The following is a 19,881-nucleotide window of genomic DNA, read 5'->3' as shown; positions in this document are numbered from 1 at the left end:
CGTTACGTGTGCCTGAGCGTGGTCGACACCGGCACCGGCATGGACGCGGCGACGCTGGCCTCGGCCACCGATCCGTTCTTCACCACCAAAGGTGTCGGCAAAGGCACGGGCCTGGGGCTGTCGATGGTCCACGGTTTTATCGCGCAACTGGGCGGACGTTTCATCCTTAAAAGTGAGAAAGGCGTCGGCACCACCGCCGAACTGTGGATGCCGGTGGCCACCCCCGGTTCGCTGGCCAAACCGGCCATCAGCTCACCAGCGATGGCGCCGGTGCCGGGGCTTTGCGTGTTGGTGGTGGACGACGACAGTCTGGTCCTGACCAGCACCAGTCTGCTGCTCGAAGACTTGGGCCATCGGGTGATCAGCGCGGCGTCCGGTGCCCAGGCGCTGGAAGTCTTCGGCACAAGCCCGGCGATTGATCTGGTGATCACCGACATGGCCATGCCGCACATGAACGGCGCACAACTGGCGCAGGTGATTCGCGGAATCAAACCGCAAGTGCCGATCATCCTCGCCACCGGTTATGCCGACCGCCTCGAAGGTTTTGTCACCGAGCTGCCGCGCCTGTCGAAACCGTTTACCCAACTGCATCTGGTGGAAATCATCGCCCAAGCGATGAAGTGACCGCTGACGGTTCTGTTTGAATTTTCCTTGGCCCGCCGGCTCAGAGCTTTATAAGCGCTTTAACGGCCAAGGAGAATTCAGCCATGAGCACCTCGCCAGTCACGCTGCCGCAGCAATTGTTTTTCAAGGACGACGGACAAATCCCCAACAGTCCGTTGCCGGTGTTGTTTTATCACCAGGTGCAACTGGACGGTGCCGATAAAGCAGCGGCGTTCGAAGCGCTGTTCAGCGCCAACCAATGGCCGGCGCAATGGCGCGCGCAGGTGTTTGATTACCACCATTACCATTCCAACGCGCATGAAGTGTTGGGCGTGATCAGTGGTCAGGCGCGCCTGATGCTTGGCGGCCCGGCGGGCATGGAGTTGGAAGTCGAGGAGGGCGATGTGCTGGTGTTGCCGGCCGGCACCGGGCATTGCAGCCTTGAACAGAGTGAGGATTTCCTCGTGGTTGGCGGTTATCCGCAAGGGCAGGAAAACTACGATATCCAACGCCCGGACACCGCGAGCCATGACGACAGCGTGGCGCGGATTGCCGACGTTGCACGACCGCCGGCGGATCCGGTGCATGGCAAGGACGGGCCATTACCGGGGCTTTGGTAATCCCGGCTGAACTTTGCCTGCGCCGGGCTCGTCTAACTGCTTTCCACTGTATGCGTGACTGCCGTGCCAAGAATATTGATGGACACCGTGGCCGGGGAGGCCCTGACCGAACACAACGCGAAGATGTTCGGTTCGCCCAAGGAACGCCTGGATTTCTATCGTCGGGAAATTCAGTACGAAACCACCATCCTCGCCAACCGCACCGACGCTTACCTGACCGCGCAATCGTTCCTGGTGATTGCGTTTGCGTCGTGCATGGCCAACATCAATCCCGAATGGGGCAAATCGTTCACCCTGGTAGTGCCGCCATTTCTGGCGCTGCTCGGCGTACTCAGTTCGCTGAACGCCTGGCCGGGCATTCGCGCCGCTTACGACATCATCGATCACTGGCACTTCAAGCAAAGCCAGTTGCTCGACAGCGAGCCGGTGATGGGTCTGGCTTACGATGAATCGCCGCTGTTCGCCGAGATGGAATCAAGCCACAAGGGCTATCGCAAGTCGCTGCTGTTCTCGGTGCGCACGCCGTGGATTTTTGCGACGTTCTGGATCTTGCTGGGGATTTACGGGGTGTACATCCAACTGACCTGATGGGCAGAGAGGGGGCCGTCGAGCCCCCTCGCCACAGGCTGATCACGCCGCCATGTTGGCCGCGCTCATTTCCTTTTTGTACTGCGCTTTTAGCGCTTCCATCTGCTGCCCGAGTTCTTCGAGCGCAGCTTTGCCCAACAGCTTCTTCGCTTGAGGAAACATCTCGGTTTCTTCTTCCTCGATGTGGTGCTCCAGCAATTCCTTGACCACTTTCACCCGACCGGCAAATTCCGGGGTCGAAGGGTCGGTGACTTTCAAGTCCGGCAGCACTAACGAGTCAACGGTGCGGTGTTCTTCCTTGGCCTCGTAATACATCACTTCTTCTTCCTTGCCACCGGCCTTTTTATAAGCGGGATAGAGCACTTCCTCTTCCAGGCGCGTGTGGATGGTGATTTCCATTTCCAGTTTGTTGATCAACTCCACGCGTTTTTTCACGGCGCGTTCGGTGGAGTCGCTCAATTGGGTGAGGATGGCTTTTACGCGTTCGTGGTCGGCTTTCAACAGGTCAATGGCGTTCATGATGAACCTCATGTCTGGGTCACGGGATAGCGCGGACGATCGAAGTGCCGTCAGTCGCTTACACAGACAAGAGCATTTCCTGTGCCGGATCTTCCTCGACAGATAATTCTTTGCCGAGCAATGAGTTAGAGATTGTGTTGCGAATTCGTGCCGTGCAAGGTGCATGAATTGACGCCGGCACCTATTGCAGATCGCGGCGTTGCAAATGCAAAAAAAATCGGCAACTCAGAGGAGTTGCCGATCTTTGATCTAAGCGCTCGATCCTGCAGTGCAATCACACCCGCGAATCAAACCCTTGGCCAGCCGATTTCGAGGATAGCAGCGCTACGTTTACCATCGGTGGCAGCTCTTCTTCAATCACGCGCAGGTGCTCGATGGCTTCCTCAAACTTCATATCGGCCTTCTGCCGCAACGCCTGATAGTGCGTGAACAACTCAGCGTCCAGCTCGGCTTTTTCCAGCAGTTCAAAAGCTTCGCGACTCAGTTGATGCGCGTCCTCGAACAAATGGCGATTGCATTCGAGGGCGATGTTGCGGCGAGCCTGAGGGTTTACCGGGGCCGAGAAGTACTGCATAGCGTTCACCTTTTCTATCAAGTGAGAGGAGGGAGCCACAACGGCTGCATAGTGTTGTGACTGCCGTTCCCCGGCGGAAATTTCATCCGTTTGCGCCGGGAAATTGGATAGATACATAGGGTGCTATCAGAGCAATGAATCAGGATTTTTGATGACTCAGCCGTTCGTAGCGAGCCAGCATCGGCTGAGTACTGATGCCGTGAATCAGAATACTCAGCGCAACCACGGATAAGGTCAGGTCGGTGCACAGCGTGGCGACCGAGGCCGGCAAATCGTGATTCAAGGCGTAAAACAGGTAGTAAAAACTGCCGATGCCACGAATGCCGAACCAGCCAATCAACGTGCGTTGCCGCCCATCGAGTAACTTGCCCCACGGGATCAACCAAACGCTGAGCGGTCGAATCACGCAAAACAACACGCCGGCAATGATCAATGCACGCCAGTCCCAATGCGCCACCAGCACCACGCCGAGGAGCGTCACCAGAAACACTTCCATGGCGCGTTCGACCAGACTGCCGAAGGCGAGCATGTCGCCCATCATGATGCCGGCCGCGACCTGAGTGTCTTCCAGATGTGCGACGTCGCCATGCACCGCCGCTTCAGGCTCGACGTTCTGGTGACCGACCACCGGTTGCACCAAATGCTCGGCTGGCGTCTGGTTGCTACCGGTAGATTTCACTTCGGCCTGACGCAAGCCCAAACCCGCAGCGAACACCGAGAGAAAGCCGTAACCGTGGATCGCTTCCGCCACTACGTAGGCGAGTGCGATCAGTGCCAGCGTCAGGTAATCATTCGGTGAAAAGGTGCTGTCGGCATTGCGGATGCGCATCGACAAGGTCACGCGGCCGATGCCGTGGCCCATCCAGTAACCGGTGAGCAAACCGGCAGGCACGGCCCACAACAGACTCTTCAATGCCCAGTCGCCAAGCCACGCGCTGGAATCACCGGTCTGTTGCAGAAACAACAGGCCGAGGATGACAAAGGGGAACGCAACGCCGTCATTCAGGCCGGCTTCACCCGAGAGGCCGAAGCGCACCGAGTCGTAATCCTTGGCATCGTTGACCTGCACCAGCGACGCCAATACCGGGTCGGTCGGCGCCAGAATCGCGCCGATCAGCAACGACGGCCCCCACGCCAGCTGAAAGCCGAAGTGCAGCAACAGGCACACGCCAGCGATGGTCAACACCATCACTGGCCCAGCCAGGCCGAATGCCACGCGCCATTTGCGCTCTTTGAACGGCAAGCGCAGTTTCAGTCCACAGACGAACAAAGAAAAGAGCACCGCGACTTCCGTCAGGTGCTCCATCCAGACCGATGCGTCCTTGATGTCGAGCTTGAGCCAATCCAGGCCCGTCGGCCCGATGCCGACGCCGAGTGCCAGGCACACCGCCGAGGTGGTGACCGGCATCCAGCGTAGATACGACGACGTCAGTGCCAATGTCAGCAACACAGCGCCCAATACCGCTAACCAAATTGTGAAACTCATGCCGGACGCTCGCTGATCAAATGTTTTTGCAAGCTCAACCGACCGTCGCGCGCAGGTACTCAGGCGTGAGCACGTTGAACCACAGCAGAATCATTTCCACCAGCATGGTCACGAGCACCAGCAAACCAACGCCCCAGACACACGCGGAGTTAAGCAAACCTTGTTCCTTGCGTTCATGCATGAACGTCGGCAAGCCAACGAACAGCAGAAACGTTGAATAAACCGAAGCCGCGCCAAGCACGATAATTGCCAGCCAACGGCTCGGGTACAGCCCGCCAATCCCGGCGAGAAAAAACGGCGTCGCGGTGTAAGCCGCAAAACCGATGCATTGGTTGAGCGTCGGCCGCGAGTCAAATGCCCGCGACATCCAGCGAATGAACCCGCCCAGCACCGCCACGCCGACGATGATGGTGATGTAGAGCATCACGCACAGTTGCAACGCGCTGGCGCTGCTGAGTTTGACCGTCTCGTTTTCGGCCAGGCTCCAGCCGACGTACACGGTGCCAATGAACAGGCACACCGGTGGAATCAATGCGAGCAGCAGCAAATGTGCGAGGTAGTGGCGGGGATGCGCCTCTTCTTCCTTGCGGATATCCGTCCAGGCGAAGTTGGGCTGGGTGAACAGTTTCAGTAAAGGTGCGGACATGACGACCTCCAGGTTTCCCAAGGCCCGCCGTTGGCGGGCCTGTATGTAAAGTTGAGTTGTGGAATTGCCGTCAGGTTCAATTTAAAGAATCGGCTTGCCGCCGGTTACGCCATAGCGCTGGCCGGTGATGTAACTGGCTTCGTCGGAGGCCAGCAACACGTAGATGGGCGCGACTTCGACCGGTTGGCCAGGACGACCGAGCGGGGTTTCGGCGCCGAAGTTTTCGACTTCTTCGTCGGGCATGGTCGAGACGATCAGCGGCGTCCAGATCGGGCCGGGCGCAACGCTGTTGACCCGAATGTTCTTCGGCCCGAGGATCTGCGCGAGGCCGCCGGTGAAGTTGGCAATCGCGCCTTTGGTGGTCGCATAAGCCAGAAGGGTCGGCTTGGGCATGTCGGAATTGACCGAACTGGTGTTGATGATCGAGCTGCCGGGTTTCATGTGTTTCAGCGCGGCTTGGCAGATACGGAAAATCGCGGTGATGTTGACGTCGAAGGTCATCACCCATTCTTCGTCGGGGATGTCTTCGAAGTTTTCGTGAGTCATCTGGAATGCGGCGTTGTTGACCAGAATGTCGATGTGGCCGAAGCGTTCGACGGTTTTGTCGACGATGGCCTGGCACTGGGCTTTTTGCGCGAGGTCGCCCGGCAGCAGCAGGCATTGGCGCCCGGCCTGTTCGACCCAGCGTGCGGTTTCTTCGGCGTCTTCGTGCTCGTTGAGGTAGGAAATCACCACATCGGCACCCTCACGGGCGAAGGCAATCGCCACCGCACGGCCAATGCCGCTGTCACCGCCAGTGATCAGGGCGATTTTGCCTTCCAAACGGCCAGAACCCTTGTAACTCTGCTCGCCGCAATCCGGGTACGGATCCATCTTCTTCTGCGAACCGGGCACCGCCTGGGCTTGTTTGGCGAAGGGCGGTTTTGGGTAGTCAGTCATCATCGATCTCCATTCTCACAGCAAAAAAAAGACGAGGGCAGTAGCCGCTCCTGGAGAGTTGACCCCTGCCTTTTGCGATGAGTTCGGTTGGATTTCAGATGAAAACTTGCGCGCTTTTGATCGTGGGAGCTGAGCTTGCTCGCGATAGCGGTCGGTCAGCCAACCCGTGAATCACCTGACACACCGCCTTCGCGAGCAAGCTCAGCTCCTACAGGTTGGTCGTTTACGGGTTGATGTTCATCGGTTGAGCAAGCTGCGCTGCATGCGGGCGATGCCTTCTTCGAGTAGTGCTCGCGGGCAGCCGAAGTTGAGGCGCACGAACTGTTGGCTGTGATCGCCGAATTCCACGCCCGCGCTCAACCCGACTTTGGCCTGTTCGAGGAAAAACCGCTGCGGATTATCCAAACCCAGCGCCGAGCAATCGAGCCACGCCAAATACGTCCCTTGCGGAACATTGATGGTCACGCCCGGCAACCGGGTGCGCACGGCATCGACAACAAAATCGCGATTGCTTTGCAGATACGTCATCAGCTCGGCCAGCCACGGTCCACCGTCGGCATAAGCCACGCGAGTCGCTTCCAGCCCCAGCGGATTGACGCTGTCCACCAGACCACACCGTGCATGGTTGACCCGCGCCAACAGTGCCGGGTCCTGAATGATCATGAACGCGGTTTTCAGACCGGCAATGTTGAACGCCTTGCTCGCCGACATCAGCGTGATGGTGCGAGCAGCAATTGCCGGGCTCAGCGACGCCACCGGAATGTGCACACGGCCGTCGTAACACAACTCGGCGTGGATCTCGTCGGAGATGATCCAGGCGTCCTGCTGCAGACACACATCCGCCACGGCTTGCAGCTCTTCGCGATCAAATACCTTGCCCAGCGGGTTGTGCGGGTTGCTCAACAGCAAAGCGCCGCCACCATTCAGTGATTCGCGCAGCGATTCCAGCGGCGTGGCATACGTGCCGTCCGCCTGCGCATCAAACTCCAGCTCGACCTTATTCAAGCCCCAATGCCCGGCAGCATGGCGCAGCGGCGGATAGTTTGGCGTTTGCACCACGACATTTTGCTGCGGCTCCAGCAGCGCATTCAGCGCCATGTTGAAACCCGATTCCACGCCCGGCAGAAACACCAGTTCCTGCGGCAGCACGCGCCAGGCGTATTTACGCCAGAGGTCAGCGACGATCGCTTCGCGCAGGTTGTCCGGGGCCACGCTGTAGCCGAGCAACGGGTGTTCCAGGCGTTTTTGCAGGGCCTGGATGATCACCGGCGGCGCGGCGAAATCCATGTCGGCGACCCACATCGGCAACACGTCGGCCGGGTAGCGGCTCCATTTGGTACTGCCGGTGGCGTGGCGGTCGAACACCTGGTCGAAATCGAAAGTCATGCGCAGTCTCATAAAGGCAGGATTTATCACGGCCGCCATGATAATCCCCACGCCCCAGGATGGGCAGCCCCGCGTCCCTGTGGGAGCTGAGCTTGCTCGCGAAAGCGCTCTGCCAGTTGATTTCGCCCGAAACTGACCCCGCGCGTTCGCGAGCAACCCCCGCCCCCGAAAATCCGCGTTGCCCTAAAGGTGATTGAAGTTCAGCGGGTATTGGACGACCACATAAACCCGATCAATATCATCGCCGGCCTGCGCAGCATTAGCCCGATGCGAAACATGGCTCAGCTGCACCGACAATCCCTTCGCCGTCCCCGATTGCACGACGTAGCGCAAATCGATATCGCGCTCCCAATGCTTGCCGCCACGCCCTTGCTGCGGCGCATAACCACCGCGCTCGTCGTCGAACGGGTTGTACGCGCCACCCTGCGGCGCATGGGTGCCATCAATGTTGCGACCGGTCACATAACGGGTCATGAAATTCAGACCAGGAATGCCGAATGCGCCCAAATCCAAGTCATAGCGCGCCTGCCACGACTGCTCGTGGGCACCATTGAAATCAGCGTATTTGATCGAGTTGGCGAGATAAATCGAGTCTCCGCCGACAAAATCAAACGGCGTGTCGCCATCAATCTGCTGAAACCCCAAGGTAAAGCCATGCGCGCCCAAGCTGTATTTGCCCGACAAGCTATAAGCCGTATTGTCGATAGCCCCCGCCGTGGCGCGGCCGGTGTCCTGCGTGTGATACAGATTGGCATCGAGAAAAACATCCGATTGCCGCAGATGCAGATTGCCGTAGTACTGACGCCAGGTGTCGCTCAACTCCGACGCATACAGCGCGCCGCCGACCGGGCTGTCGGTGAACAGATCAGCGCCGAGAAAGGTAATCGCGCCAGCCTCGGTGTTCGCCCCGTAACCGTAGAAATCGCCTTTGCCCGAGGAACTGTCCTGATTCTTGAACGCGGTAAAACGTCCGGCCACCAGGTTTATCCCGTCGAATTCCCGACTGTTCAGCAGCAATCCACTGGCGTACTCCGGTTGCAGGCGTTTGTCCGAGGTATCGAACACCGGCGTTTCCACGGTCATTTCACCGAATGCCACGGTGGTGCGCGAGGCCCGCAACTTGAGCGCGCCGCCAGCGCTGGAATAGTTATCGGCGCTGCGGCCATCGTCATCGACCGGCAACAACCCGGTGCCGGAACGGCCCTTGCCGCCATCCAGTTTCAGCCCCAAAAACCCATGAGCATCCAAGCCAACGCCAATCGCGCCTTCGGTGAAACCGGATTCAAAAGCGCCGATAAACCCTTGATCCCACTCGGCTTTGTAACTTTTGCCGGACGGCGAAGGCGTGCGGTAATCGTTGTTGAGGTAGAAGTTGCGCGCCAGTACGTCCAGCGTTGCGCCCTCGAGAAAACCTTGAGACGCGGGCGGCGGTTCGTCGGCCAAGGCTTTACTGGCGAGCAGAATCGACAGCCACAAACAGCGGTTGGGTACGGAAAACATCATCAATCGATCACCACGAGGCAGCGACTGCGCAGGGCAGGCTGACCAGAACTATTCGGGGGAAGTGCAGGACGATGGTGCCGTAGCGGCTACAACAGAAATTGAGCAAGTGTGCTGAGTCGGGCCTCAGCTCACGGGCTCAGCGCTACAACGCATGTCTCCCGCCCCAGGTTTCTGAAAAACCACCGCATCATCACTCTGCCAAAAACTGTAATTCCCCTGCGCATCCTTGCCGGTGTAACGAGTGCCGCTGTCACTCGCCACTTGGCTCAACGTCACCGCGCCGTTCGCCCATTTCAGGTACACCAACCCCGGCTGCATCATGAAAAAACTCGCGGCCACGGCACCGTTCAGTCCATTACAACGAAAAACCACTGGCCCCTCGGTGAGCCGGTAAGGATCCTTGGTCCGCGCAATCGTCGAGCCTTGGCGCAATTGATGCGCGCGCTCGGCGTAACGGCGGGTTGCGCACGCCTTGGGGTCGGGATCGGCGCCGCACTGGCTGCGCGCATCGACCCAGAATTGCTGGTCGACGACGATTTTTTTCGGCGGCGGGACCGCGCGTTCGTCTGTCAGCGCCAAGCGGTAGAGGCGAAACACTTCCATGTCCATCTGCTTGAGTTGCGGGTCGCGGCAGATCAGTTTTTCGATGGTGACCTTGGCCAGCGCGCAGTCGAACGTGGTTCTGATCGGCGCGGCAGGCTCGTCGGAAATGCTCGGGCCGGATGCGGCGCCTGCAGTGCTGGCGAACAGGCAGGTAGATAGACAGGTGAAAAGCGCGGTGAGGGTTTTCATGTTGGGTCACCGGGTTGTTGGCTATGCCGGACTATAACGCTGTGGGGGTGAAGTTCCACCTTGGGGTTGATCTGAGGTTGATCCGGGTTTGATGGCGACGGACAGATTGCCTTCGCGGGCAAGCCTCGCTCCTACCGGAGCGGGATCAGCAATACGATGCAACGAATGGCGTCGCAGGGCCTCATATAAGGACAAGCGGCGCCCGGGATGGAGCGGGGCGGTTGCGTCTTTTACATGACGACAGGTGATTGTTTTTATGACGATGGTCGATAAAAAGCACGTGGAATGGCTGGTCGAGCAATCAATGCTGAACGCCGCACGGCAGCGGGCCAAGCTCTATAGCGGGCAAGGTCGCTTGTGGCAGCAACCCTACGCTCATACCCGGCCCCGCGACGCTTCGGCCCTGTCTTCGGTGTGGTTCACGGCCTACCCGGCGTCCATCATCACCAGCGAAAACGGCACTGTGCTGGAAGCGCTGGGCGATGAAACGCTGTGGCACGCGCTGTCGCGAATCGGCATTCAGGGCATTCACAACGGCCCGCTGAAGCGCTCCGGCGGTTTGCAGGGCACCGAACACACGCCGACGATTGACGGCAATTTCGACCGCATCAGCTTCGACATCGACCCGCAACTCGGCACCGAGGCGCAGTTGCAAGCCTTGACGCGCATGGCCGCCGCGCACAACTCGGTGATCATCGATGACGTGATTCCGTCGCACACCGGCAAAGGTGCGGACTTCCGTTTGGCCGAGATGGCCTACGAAGACTATCCGGGTCTGTACCACATGGTCGAAATCCGCGAGGAAGACTGGCCGCTGCTGCCCGACATCGAAGAGGGCCGCGACGCGCATAACCTCAGCCCGCTGCAGGTCGATGCGTTGCGCGACAAGCATTACATCGTCGGCCAGTTGCAACGGGTGATCTTCTTCGAGCCCGGCGTCAAGGAAACCGACTGGAGCGCCACGCCAGTGGTTATCGGCGTCGACGGCAAGCCACGGCGCTGGGTGTACCTGCATTACTTCAAGGAAGGCCAGCCGTCGCTGAACTGGCTCGATCCGACGTTCGCCGCGCAACAGATGATCATCGGCGATGCGCTGCACGCGATTGACGTGATGGGCGCGAAGATCCTGCGCCTCGACGCCAACGGCTTCCTCGGCGTCGAACGCAAACTCGACGGCACTGCGTGGTCGGAAAGCCATCCACTGTCGATCACCGGTAACCAGCTGCTCGGCGGCGCGATCCGCAAGGCTGGCGGTTTCAGCTTCCAGGAACTCAACCTCACCGTCGACGACATCGCCGCGATGTCCCACGGTGGCGCCGACCTGTCTTACGACTTCATCACTCGCCCGGCCTACCAGCACGCGTTGCTGATGGGCGATACCGAATTCCTGCGCCTGATGCTGCGCCAGATGCACACCTTGGGCATCGATCCCGGTTCGCTGATCCACGCGTTGCAGAACCACGACGAACTGACTCTGGAATTGGTGCATTTCTGGACCCTGCACGCGCATGACACCTACCTGTATCAGGGCCAGACCTTCCCCGGCAGCATCCTGCGCGAGCATATCCGCGAGCAGATGTACGAACGCCTCGCCGGTGAGCACGCGCCGTATAACCTGAAATTCGTCACCAACGGCGTGTCCTGCACCACCGCGAGCATCATCACTGCAGCGCTGGGCATTCGTGATCTTGACGCCATCACCGCCGCCGATATCGTGCAAATCCGCCAGATCCACTTGTTGCTGGTGATGTACAACGCCATGCAGCCCGGCGTGTTTGCGCTGTCGGGTTGGGATTTGGTCGGCGCATTGCCGTTGCCGGCGGATCAGGTCGCGCATTTGATGGAAGACGGCGATACGCGCTGGATCCATCGCGGCGCCTACGATCTGGTGGATATGAATCCCGACGCCGAGTTCTCCGCCGGCCAGATGCCACGCCCGAAAACCTTGTACGGCAGCCTGCCGAGCCAGCTCAAGGACCCGGATTCGTTTGCCTCGCAACTGAAGAAAATCCTCGCCGCCCGCCGTGCTTACGACATCGCCGCGAGCCGGCAGATTCTGGTGCCGGACGTCGAGCATCCGGGGCTGCTGATCATGGTTCACGAACTGCCAGCCGGCAAAGGCACACAAATCACCGCGCTGAACTTCGGCTCGACGCCGATCACCGAAACCTTGCACCTGCCTAACATCGCGCCGGGGCCGGTGGTCGACATCATCAACGAACGGGTTGAAGGTGATTTGACCGATGAGGGTGAATTCACCATTACGCTGGATGCGTATGAAGGGTTGGCGTTGCGAGTGGTGAGTAGTACGCCGATGTTGTAAGCAGGTTAAAGAAGCGTTTGAGGATCCTCGAACGCTTCTGATCTGGGCGAGCAGCTGTTAACGATTTGGTGCAGCTCATCCTGTTACGTATTGATCTCGGACTGCCGCTGGAACTCAACGTAGTTTCAGTGCCATCATTGCGCCACACAACGTGCCGCCAATGGATGGATTTCAATTGTCAGATTTAAAGGATGATGCCGGGCTCAAGAACGCTTGCAACACGCTGCTGGAACAGGTCGTTTCATTGCCGGGTAATCAGCGTTGGATTGACAAGTTTCATGGTTGGTTGGAGCGAGTTCGCGATGTCTCTCATGACGAGTTCGTGAGCGAAAAATTTCAACTATCCCTTTGGAATGCAGAGGCGGTATCAGCCACTGGCATGGGCCATATCGATATTTCGGAGGTGGCCAAAGATGCACAGGTTGCCGAGATGTTGTGGCAGCTCAAGCAAAAGTACTCGACAACTTTAGACGCTGGCGAGCGAGAGCTACTTATTTCAGAGGCATGGCGGCTGATTGCGGCTGATGTTGCGTTACTCACCAGGCGCAACCCGAGGTTGAAGATGTATCGGGTTTTTGCGTTGCTCTGCCCCGGTGCCTTCACCACGATCACGCACTTTCGCAAACTTCGAGAATTGGCGCTTGCAATGGGCCTGCCATTACGTGGTCAGCGCCGGCACCTTCATCAAATGGTTCTGAATCGCCTCGACGAAGTACTCGGCGTTTCGCCCGATTTCTATTTGCGTGAAGGTACTTCACGACTTACCTTGCCGTGGCTGCTTTATTCCACCTACGTCCAAAATCCAGAGTCTGAAGCGACCGAAAAATCTGATCCGGTGACTGGCGAGGAGCGGCTCAATCCACTGGCGCCAGAGCGCCGAAGAAGGGGAATGGTAGCAATCGGCGGGGGGACTGCGACGATTCAAACCATGATTGAATTCGCCGCTGAAGGCTGCACGCGCGAAGACTTCATGCAGCATTTGCAATCAATCAGCCCACGATCGAAGAACGCTACCTTCAACATTCAATTGAACGCATTGATCGCTGAATGGGGAGTGCTCCGTGCCGCTGGCGGCGATCTGCACCTGACTTTGCGCGGTGAAGCGTTTTTAGAATCTGGCGAACCCGACGAAGTGATCGATTGGATGATCACGCGCATTCTGGGGTTTGATTATTTACTGTATGCGCTGAACAAAACTTCACTGTCCAGCCGCGATGCAATCCTCGTATTGCGCAAAGCCAATCCTGGATGGACGTCCGATTTCGCACCATCGAGTCTGATCGGTTGGCTGCGCAACCTGGACCTTGTCATCCTGCAGAACAAGCTTTTGCAGCTTACTGAAAGCGGCAAGCAGTGGGTTCAACGGATCCACTGGGTTCCACGCGAGTTGGCCACTGACACTAGCGTGGAGCCGGTGGTCGTGCAGCTCGGCTCGGTAGTGCCGGATCTTGGCGAGATGCAAAGACCCTCGCTCAAACACATCATTGCTGGATTCAGCTCAGAGTTCCCATTCCCTGAATCAATCATCGGCCAATTGGACGCGGGTCTGTGGTGTCATTCTCGACGACACTTTGCAGTACTGACCGGGTTAAGTGGCGCGGGTAAAACCCAACTTGCGCTGCGGTATGCACTAAGCCTCTGGCAAGGCGATCCCCAGCCATCGGAGGGTGTGCTGGTTGTTCCGGTCCAGCCTGGATGGCATGACTATTCAAGTCTGTTGGGTTACGTCAACCCGATTGAACCTGATACTTACATGCGCACCGCTGTGCTGGATTTTTTGCTGCAGGCCAGTTCCAATCCTTTAAAACCGTACACGCTGATACTCGATGAGATGAATTTGTCTCATCCCGAACAATATCTGGCGCCATTGCTTTCGGCGATGGAGACGGGTGAGGCCATCGTGTTTCATGGCCAGGCTGAAGCCATTGATGATGTGCCGCCAAGCATCCCTTACCCAAGTAACCTGGTGATTATCGGCACAGTCAACATGGATGAGACGACCCATGGCTTGAGCGATAAAGTGCTGGATCGCGCATCGGTGATCGAGTTCTGGGATATCGATGTTGCTGCCTTCCCCGGATGGACTAACAGCTCACTTACATCAGACCAGACCGCAATAGTTCGCGACCTGATGGTGGCGATGATGAGTATTCTTCGACCGGCTCGTTTGCATTTTGGCTGGAGAACACTGCATGACATCCTCGGTTACCTCCAGCAAGCCCAGCAAGGACAGGTCATTGAGTTTTCAAGCGCGTTAGACCAAGCGGTTTATTCTAAAATCCTGCCGAAACTGAGAGGCGAAGACAGCCCGAGACTGCAACGGGTTTTCGCATCGCTCAAATCAACTCTGGCTGGGGCGAAGATGCATTCGTCACTGGGCAAAGCTACAGAGATGGGTGAAGAATTGAATCACTCCGGCTCCACCAGATTTTGGCGCTGACGATGACCTTTATCTTGCGGGCAGAGTGCGATGGGATATTTTTGAACGTAAATCCCGGTGTTTTAAATCCTGGTTTTATGGAAAAAAGTGCTTACCGATTCGCGGTAGTCGAGGGACATTCATTCTATGTCGACGACATACGTCTAGATGATTCGAACCTAAACGGTGAGCGAGCGTGGTGCTGGTCACCTGGCTACTTCGCCGGTGAGGTTGTGGCTGAGCTTCTGAATGAGCTGGACCAGACCGTTGCGACCTACCGATTGGATGTATCCGCAGACGGCCGTAAGTTAGGCAGTGAGTCGTATGCCGAAATGATCGATACGATTCTGAAGTTCGATCCGTCGCTGCTCATGGGCACCGAGGCTGCTCAAATGGCCATTGGCAACAATGGCGCGTTGTCTAACGCTCATCTGCAATACGCTCGGCTTCGCAGGTATGGCGACCGAATGCTCGAAGCCCTCCGGCAAGTCAGTCATAAACCACTGACGTCACTGCGCCAGGAGCGCACGTCGGTCAGCGCCCATCAGGTCAAGCGTCTGGACGTTGCGGGCGTTCGAAAGGCACTGATGAGTCCGGCTGGATTAGGACTTCTGCATAAAGAGAATCCGCATAAACCGCCTTTGAACATCGTTCGCTTCGACGTCTCCAGCGTTTATGAAGAGCAAGACAACCCTGCGAACCAGGCACTCGGGCTAGTCCTTTCTGAGGTTATTCGGCGGTGCAAACAAGTCTGCACTTCGTTGAAAGATATTGCAGTCAGAGAAAGGCTCAGTGAGACGCGGTCTGCCCTCGGCCCGAGATTGATTCGACGCATCGCTTTCGTTGAAAAGTTACTGCTTCAGTTGCACCGAGTTCAACGGATGCAGCCATTTTGCAATCTCGCTCATCTACGATTGACGGCCGCTGGTTTGAACGCAATCTCGGCGCAACCTGTTTATGCTCGTGCTTACCGATTTGGTTGGTATTGCTTGCGCTCGGGAGTCTTGGGCAAGGAAAAAAACGAGACACTTTGGCTGAGCCCCACTTGGGAAATTTACGAGCGATGGTGTTTTGTCACAGTGTTGGAACAACTGCAAAAGCAATATCCCGATCTGGACTGGAAATGCCGCTCTTCGCGCATGAGAGCGGGGCGAATTCTTTGGCGCGGTACAAATGAGGGCATCACGCTGGATGTGTGGTTCCAGATAAGGTGTCCGGCTATTGATCGCAAGCCCTATCACGGCTTCTCCAGCCTATCCAGGCTCAGATTTCCAGACATTGTCATAACCATGAAAGCCCCCGACTTTCAACGTTTCATCGTTCTCGATGCCAAGTACCGCAGCAGCCGGTTTGGCGTATTGGACGGAATGGCATCAGCCCACCTCTATCACGACAGTTTGCGTTGGCATGGCAGAAAACCCGATGCCTCTGCGTTATTGATCCCGCGCGGTGGTGCAGTTCCGATTCTGGAAAAATCGGATTATCAATCCAGGCATGGCGTAGGTGTCTGGGTAGTTGGAGGGCGGGAAGGAAGCGAGGCTGTGGGCCAGCAACTGAAGAAAGTCCTCAACGTCGATGGCCAGGTCTGAGTACGGCGAGACGGCCACGCAAACCACGCAAAAAAGTAGCGAGGTGCGTTTGAAAAAAATGCGCGAGCGAATCACTTCGCTCGCGCATTTTCTCTGTCACTTCCAAATCACTGCCAAATCACTTCAACACCAACATCCGGTAAACCCCGCCCTCGCTTTCGATCCCGTGCGTGTCATGCGTAAACCCCGGGAATGACTTGTCGAACGCCTCCAGCGCCTTCAGATACGCCAACAGCGGTCCATCCGCAGGGCCGGCGTTTTCGCCTGGCATCAGCAATGGAATGCCCGGCGGATACGGAACGATGCCAGTCGCTGCAACGCGTCCAGCGGCTTCGTCGAGGGTCACCCGTTCGATGTTGTTGCGCACCAGATTTTCGTAGGCCTCTACGGGGCTGAATTCGGCTTTCGGCAACGTGCCGAAGGCTTGGGACATGTTGGCGGTGGTTTTGTGTTGTTTCATCGCGGCGAAGATTTCGTCGGCGAGGTCCTTCAGGCCCATGCCGGCGTAGCGCTGCTGATTGGCCGCGAGCAAGTCGGGCAGGGCCAGTTCCAGGTCGAGGTTTTCGTCGTAGTCGCGTTTGAAGTCGAGGAGGGCATTGACCAGCGTGCCCCACTTGCCTTTGGTGATGCCGATGGAGAACAGGAACAGGATGGTGAAGTCGGTGGTTTTCTCGACGACGATGCCTTGGCGCCCGAGGTACGCGGTCAGCACGCAGGCCGGAATGCCGGAGTCGAGCAAATTGCCGTCGTCGCCCATGCCGGGGCTGAGCACCGAGACTTTGATCGGGTCGAGCATGCAGTAGCCGTCTTCGATATCTCCAAAACCGTGCCACACCTCGTTCGGGTGCAGCACCCAGCAATTCGGCTCGGTTTTCAGCAACTGCGGATCGACTTCATGGAACGGCACGCTCGCGCCGCCGACGTGCACCGTCGGCGGCTGCCAGCAAGTGAAGAACCAGTCGTTGTTGCTGAGCATTTCGTGGTGCATGTGCGAGATAACCTGGCGGAACGCCACGGCCTCTTCGATGGATTCAGTGGTGAGAATTTGCCCACTCGGCGCTTCCATCATGGCCGAACTGACGTCGCAGGACGCCATGATCGCGTAGTTGGGCGAGGTCGAGGCGTGCATCATGAACGACTCGTTGAAGCGCCCGTGATCGATCGGATTACGCCCGTTGCGCACATGAATCATCGAGGCCTGGGACAGCGCCGCGAGCAGTTTGTGGGTGGATTGGGTGGCGAACACCGTGGGTTTCGACGCGTCGTGCTCGTCCGGGCTGCCGTGCATCGCGTGGCGCTCGCGATACAGCGGATTGAACCGCGCGTAACCGTACCAGGCTTCATCGAAATGCAAACGGTCGACGCTCTGGCCGAGCAATTCCTCGACGCGGGTGACGTTGTAGGTCAGGCCGTCGTAGGTCGAGTTGGTGACAATCGCGTGGACCGGCGTCGGGTCGATGCCGTCGCGGACCAGCGGGTTGTTGGCGATGGCGGCTTTCACACCTTCGGCGCTCAAGGTCTGCGGCAGGATCGGGCCGATGATGCCGTAGCGGTTGCGGGTCGGCACCAGGTAGGTCGGGATCGCCCCGGACAAGGTCATCGCGTGTTCGGCGGACTTGTGGCAATTGCGGTCGCACAGGGCGATTTGATTGCGCGTGACGCTGGCCATCAGGATCACGCGGTTGGAGGTCGACGATCCGTTGGTCACGTAATAAGTGCGATGCGCTCCAAACACCTTGGCCGCGTAACGTTCACCCTGGCCAATCGGGCCGCTGTGATCGAGCAGTGAGCCCAGTTCGCCGACGGAAATCGACAAGTCGGAACGCAGCAGGTTTTCCCCGAAAAACTCATAAAACGCCCGGCCCGCAGTGCTCTTGAGGAACGCGGTGCCGCCGGCATGCCCCGGCGTGTGCCAGGAATATTCGTAGGTGCGGGCAAACTTCACCAGCGCGCCAAACATCGGTGGCAGCGCCGCTTGGCGGTAACGTTCGATGGCCGCGAGAATGCGTCCACTGAGGAAGCGGCTGGTGTCTTCGGGCAGCCAGATAAAGTCGTCGGCGTGTTGCATGACCACCAGCGGAATGCTCGACGCGGTGCTGCGGTCGCTGATCAGGAACACCGGCACGCGGGTGTTGCGCTGGCGCAGGGCGGTCAACAGATCGATGCAGGCCTTGTGGTCGTCGCTGTCGTCCATTTCCCAACTGAGCAGCACGCATTGGATTGCCGAGTCGGTGCGCAGGATCGACGCAGCATCGCTCAAGCTCTCTGACGCCAGCACGCGAATGGCGCGCTCTTCGACATCGTGGACCAACTGATCGAGGGCGCGGCCGAACACGGTGCGTTTATCCGGCGGATTGCTCACCAGCAGCGTGAGCATGCCCAGCGTGTGTCGATATTCCGTCATGGCCTGACCTCCAGAGTTGCCGATTGCAAGTGGTTCACCGGCACCGGTTCGCCGGTTAGGTGCTGCGCGCTGACGGTCTGTGTCGGCACGCTGTTGTTGATCGCTTCGAGGCGGATCAGGCGGTTATTGACGAAGCCGAACAGCGTATAACCGAAAATCGTCGCGACGCCGCCGAGCATCAGCGCCTGCTCGCCAGAACTGTAGAGCGCCAGGTAGCTGTAGGCCGCCGCGACCCACGCGATGATGTTGGTGGCCAAGGCTTTGCCGGGCGGCACATTGGAGACTTTTTGCAGGGTCATCAGCGCCGCCATCGACAGGATGTACGGCACCAGATTGGTCACCACCGCCAGATTGACCAGCGTGTCGAACTGCTTGCTCAAGTCCGGGCTGATCGTCAGAAAGCCCAGCGCGGTTTGCCCGGCGAGCAGAATCAGCATGCCGACAATCGGCGTGCCGGCCTTGTTGGCTTTGGCGAAGATCGGCAGGAAGTAACCGGTGTCCGCCGAGCTTTTGAACACCTGAGCGATGGTGAACTGCCAACCGAGCAGCGAGCCGATGCAGGCCAGGACCATGGCGGCCATGACGATGTCGCCAATCAGCGGCGTGAACATCTTGGCGAACACCAACCCGAACGGCGCGGTGGACGAGGCCAGTTCCGGGTTATCGACGATGCCGGCGATGACGTTGGTCGAGACGATGTAAATCACCGCCGCGCCGAGGGTGCCGCCGAGCACGGCAATCGGCACGTTTTTCTCGGGGTTTTCCACTGCATCGGTGTTGGCGCAGGCCGATTCAAGCCCAAGGAACGCCCACAAGGTGATCGCCACAGAAGCGCCGGCGGCGTCCATCCAGCCCATGTTGTGCGGGTTCCAACCGGCGGCGTAGACGCTGCTGTCGAACCAGAACCAACCGATGGTCGACACCAGCACTACCGGCGCAATCACGCCCCACACGGTAAACGCGCCGATCTGCCCGGTAATCCGCGCCCCGCCAAAGTTGGCGAACGTGGTGATCCACAGTAAGGCAATCGTCGCCAGGCCGACTTGCAGCGAATCGAGTTTGACGTCGAACAACACCTGGATATAGCCGACCGCCGTGATGCTGATCGCCACGTTGGCAATCAACAGCGAGACGCCGTAGGTGTAGTTGGTCAGGTAGTTGCCGGCCTTGCCGAAGGTGTATTCGGCATAACCGCCCATGCCGCCAGTCTTGCGACTTAGCATGCCGCAGCGCGCAAAGGCGTAGGCGAGGGCGAGCGAGCCGGTGGCTGTGATCAGCCAGGAAAGTATCGAAATCCCGCCAACTTCGGCGAGTTTGGTCGGGAGCAGGACGATGCCGGAGCCGAGCATATTCACGGCGGTCAACATCGTCAGTTGCCCCACACTCATTTTCTTTGCGACTGACATTCCGTTGCCTCGTTAATTGCATTTCGGAACAGTAGCTATAGCAAAGGACGGTGAGGCTGCAAGAAATGAAAGTGGTCGCGGGTG

The 19,881-nt window shown here is 58.3% G+C and carries 16 protein-coding genes; 6 read left to right on the top strand and 10 right to left on the bottom strand.

Annotated features, from left to right (window positions below; genetic code table 11):
- The 3 genes from BI292_RS01925 to BI292_RS01915 form a co-directional block, all read left to right on the top strand.
- Positions 1 to 624, top strand: a 624-nt coding sequence (locus BI292_RS01925) for a response regulator (protein WP_157831201.1), incomplete at its 5' end; no start/stop codon positions are given.
- Between the two features lie 83 nt (positions 625 to 707).
- Complete coding sequence (locus BI292_RS01920; RefSeq protein ID WP_101206806.1) at positions 708 to 1,223, top strand: cupin domain-containing protein; 516 nt, start codon at positions 708 to 710, stop codon at positions 1,221 to 1,223.
- Between the two features lie 63 nt (positions 1,224 to 1,286).
- Positions 1,287 to 1,811 carry a hypothetical protein gene (locus tag BI292_RS01915; protein WP_371918700.1) on the top strand — a complete coding sequence of 175 codons (525 nt, stop codon included), beginning with the start codon at positions 1,287 to 1,289 and terminating at the stop codon, positions 1,809 to 1,811.
- A 42-nt stretch (positions 1,812 to 1,853) separates the two neighbouring features.
- Here BI292_RS01915 and BI292_RS01910 read toward each other — a convergent pair whose 3' ends face one another.
- The 8 genes from BI292_RS01910 to BI292_RS01875 form a co-directional block, all read right to left on the bottom strand.
- Positions 1,854 to 2,330, bottom strand: a complete 477-nt coding sequence (locus BI292_RS01910; protein ID WP_101206805.1) for a hemerythrin domain-containing protein — start codon at positions 2,328 to 2,330, stop codon at positions 1,854 to 1,856.
- A 274-nt stretch (positions 2,331 to 2,604) separates the two neighbouring features.
- Positions 2,605 to 3,021 carry a hypothetical protein gene (locus tag BI292_RS01905; RefSeq protein WP_256592603.1) on the bottom strand — a complete coding sequence of 139 codons (417 nt, stop codon included), beginning with the start codon at positions 3,019 to 3,021 and terminating at the stop codon, positions 2,605 to 2,607.
- A gap of 22 nt (positions 3,022 to 3,043) precedes the next feature.
- Positions 3,044 to 4,390: a sodium:proton antiporter gene (locus BI292_RS01900; RefSeq protein WP_101206803.1), complete on the bottom strand. Its 1,347-nt coding sequence runs from the start codon at positions 4,388 to 4,390 to the stop codon at positions 3,044 to 3,046.
- 34 nt (positions 4,391 to 4,424) lie between these two features.
- A complete protein-coding gene (locus tag BI292_RS01895) occupies positions 4,425 to 5,036 on the bottom strand; it encodes a Yip1 family protein (RefSeq protein ID WP_092281112.1) in 612 nt (203 codons plus the stop codon).
- Between the two features lie 81 nt (positions 5,037 to 5,117).
- The gene (locus tag BI292_RS01890) at positions 5,118 to 5,975 is read right to left on the bottom strand and encodes an SDR family oxidoreductase (protein ID WP_092281114.1); all 858 of its coding nucleotides are present in this window, start codon (positions 5,973 to 5,975) and stop codon (positions 5,118 to 5,120) included.
- A gap of 237 nt (positions 5,976 to 6,212) precedes the next feature.
- Positions 6,213 to 7,361 (bottom strand): MalY/PatB family protein, encoded by a 1,149-nt coding sequence (locus tag BI292_RS01885; protein WP_101206802.1) that lies wholly within the window; start codon positions 7,359 to 7,361, stop codon positions 6,213 to 6,215.
- Between the two features lie 183 nt (positions 7,362 to 7,544).
- Positions 7,545 to 8,864 carry an OprD family porin gene (locus tag BI292_RS01880; RefSeq protein ID WP_101206801.1) on the bottom strand — a complete coding sequence of 440 codons (1,320 nt, stop codon included), beginning with the start codon at positions 8,862 to 8,864 and terminating at the stop codon, positions 7,545 to 7,547.
- Between the two features lie 123 nt (positions 8,865 to 8,987).
- Positions 8,988 to 9,656: an MliC family protein gene (locus BI292_RS01875; protein ID WP_101206800.1), complete on the bottom strand. Its 669-nt coding sequence runs from the start codon at positions 9,654 to 9,656 to the stop codon at positions 8,988 to 8,990.
- Between the two features lie 256 nt (positions 9,657 to 9,912).
- On the opposite strand from BI292_RS01875, the gene treS reads away from it, so the two are divergent.
- From treS to BI292_RS01860, 3 genes are all read left to right on the top strand, one after another.
- Complete coding sequence (treS, locus tag BI292_RS01870) at positions 9,913 to 11,979, top strand: maltose alpha-D-glucosyltransferase (protein WP_092281122.1); 2,067 nt, start codon at positions 9,913 to 9,915, stop codon at positions 11,977 to 11,979.
- Between the two features lie 160 nt (positions 11,980 to 12,139).
- Positions 12,140 to 14,419, top strand: a complete 2,280-nt coding sequence (locus tag BI292_RS01865; protein ID WP_101206799.1) for an McrB family protein — start codon at positions 12,140 to 12,142, stop codon at positions 14,417 to 14,419.
- A gap of 2 nt (positions 14,420 to 14,421) precedes the next feature.
- A complete protein-coding gene (locus tag BI292_RS01860) occupies positions 14,422 to 15,987 on the top strand; it encodes a nuclease domain-containing protein (RefSeq protein ID WP_101206798.1) in 1,566 nt (521 codons plus the stop codon).
- A gap of 118 nt (positions 15,988 to 16,105) precedes the next feature.
- Here BI292_RS01860 and BI292_RS01855 read toward each other — a convergent pair whose 3' ends face one another.
- Together BI292_RS01855 and potE are read right to left on the bottom strand one after the other, a co-directional pair.
- Positions 16,106 to 18,391, bottom strand: a complete 2,286-nt coding sequence (locus tag BI292_RS01855) for an Orn/Lys/Arg decarboxylase N-terminal domain-containing protein (RefSeq protein ID WP_101206797.1) — start codon at positions 18,389 to 18,391, stop codon at positions 16,106 to 16,108.
- A complete protein-coding gene (gene potE, locus BI292_RS01850; RefSeq protein ID WP_101206796.1) occupies positions 18,388 to 19,797 on the bottom strand; it encodes a putrescine-ornithine antiporter in 1,410 nt (469 codons plus the stop codon). Before potE ends, BI292_RS01855 begins: the two co-directional genes overlap by 4 nt.
- Positions 19,798 to 19,881: the final 84 nt, after the last annotated feature.

The organism is Pseudomonas sp. 43NM1, assembly GCF_002836905.1.
In the GTDB taxonomy this organism is placed as follows: domain Bacteria; phylum Pseudomonadota; class Gammaproteobacteria; order Pseudomonadales; family Pseudomonadaceae; genus Aquipseudomonas; species Aquipseudomonas prosekii.
This window is presented reverse-complemented; position numbering and strand designations above follow the sequence as displayed.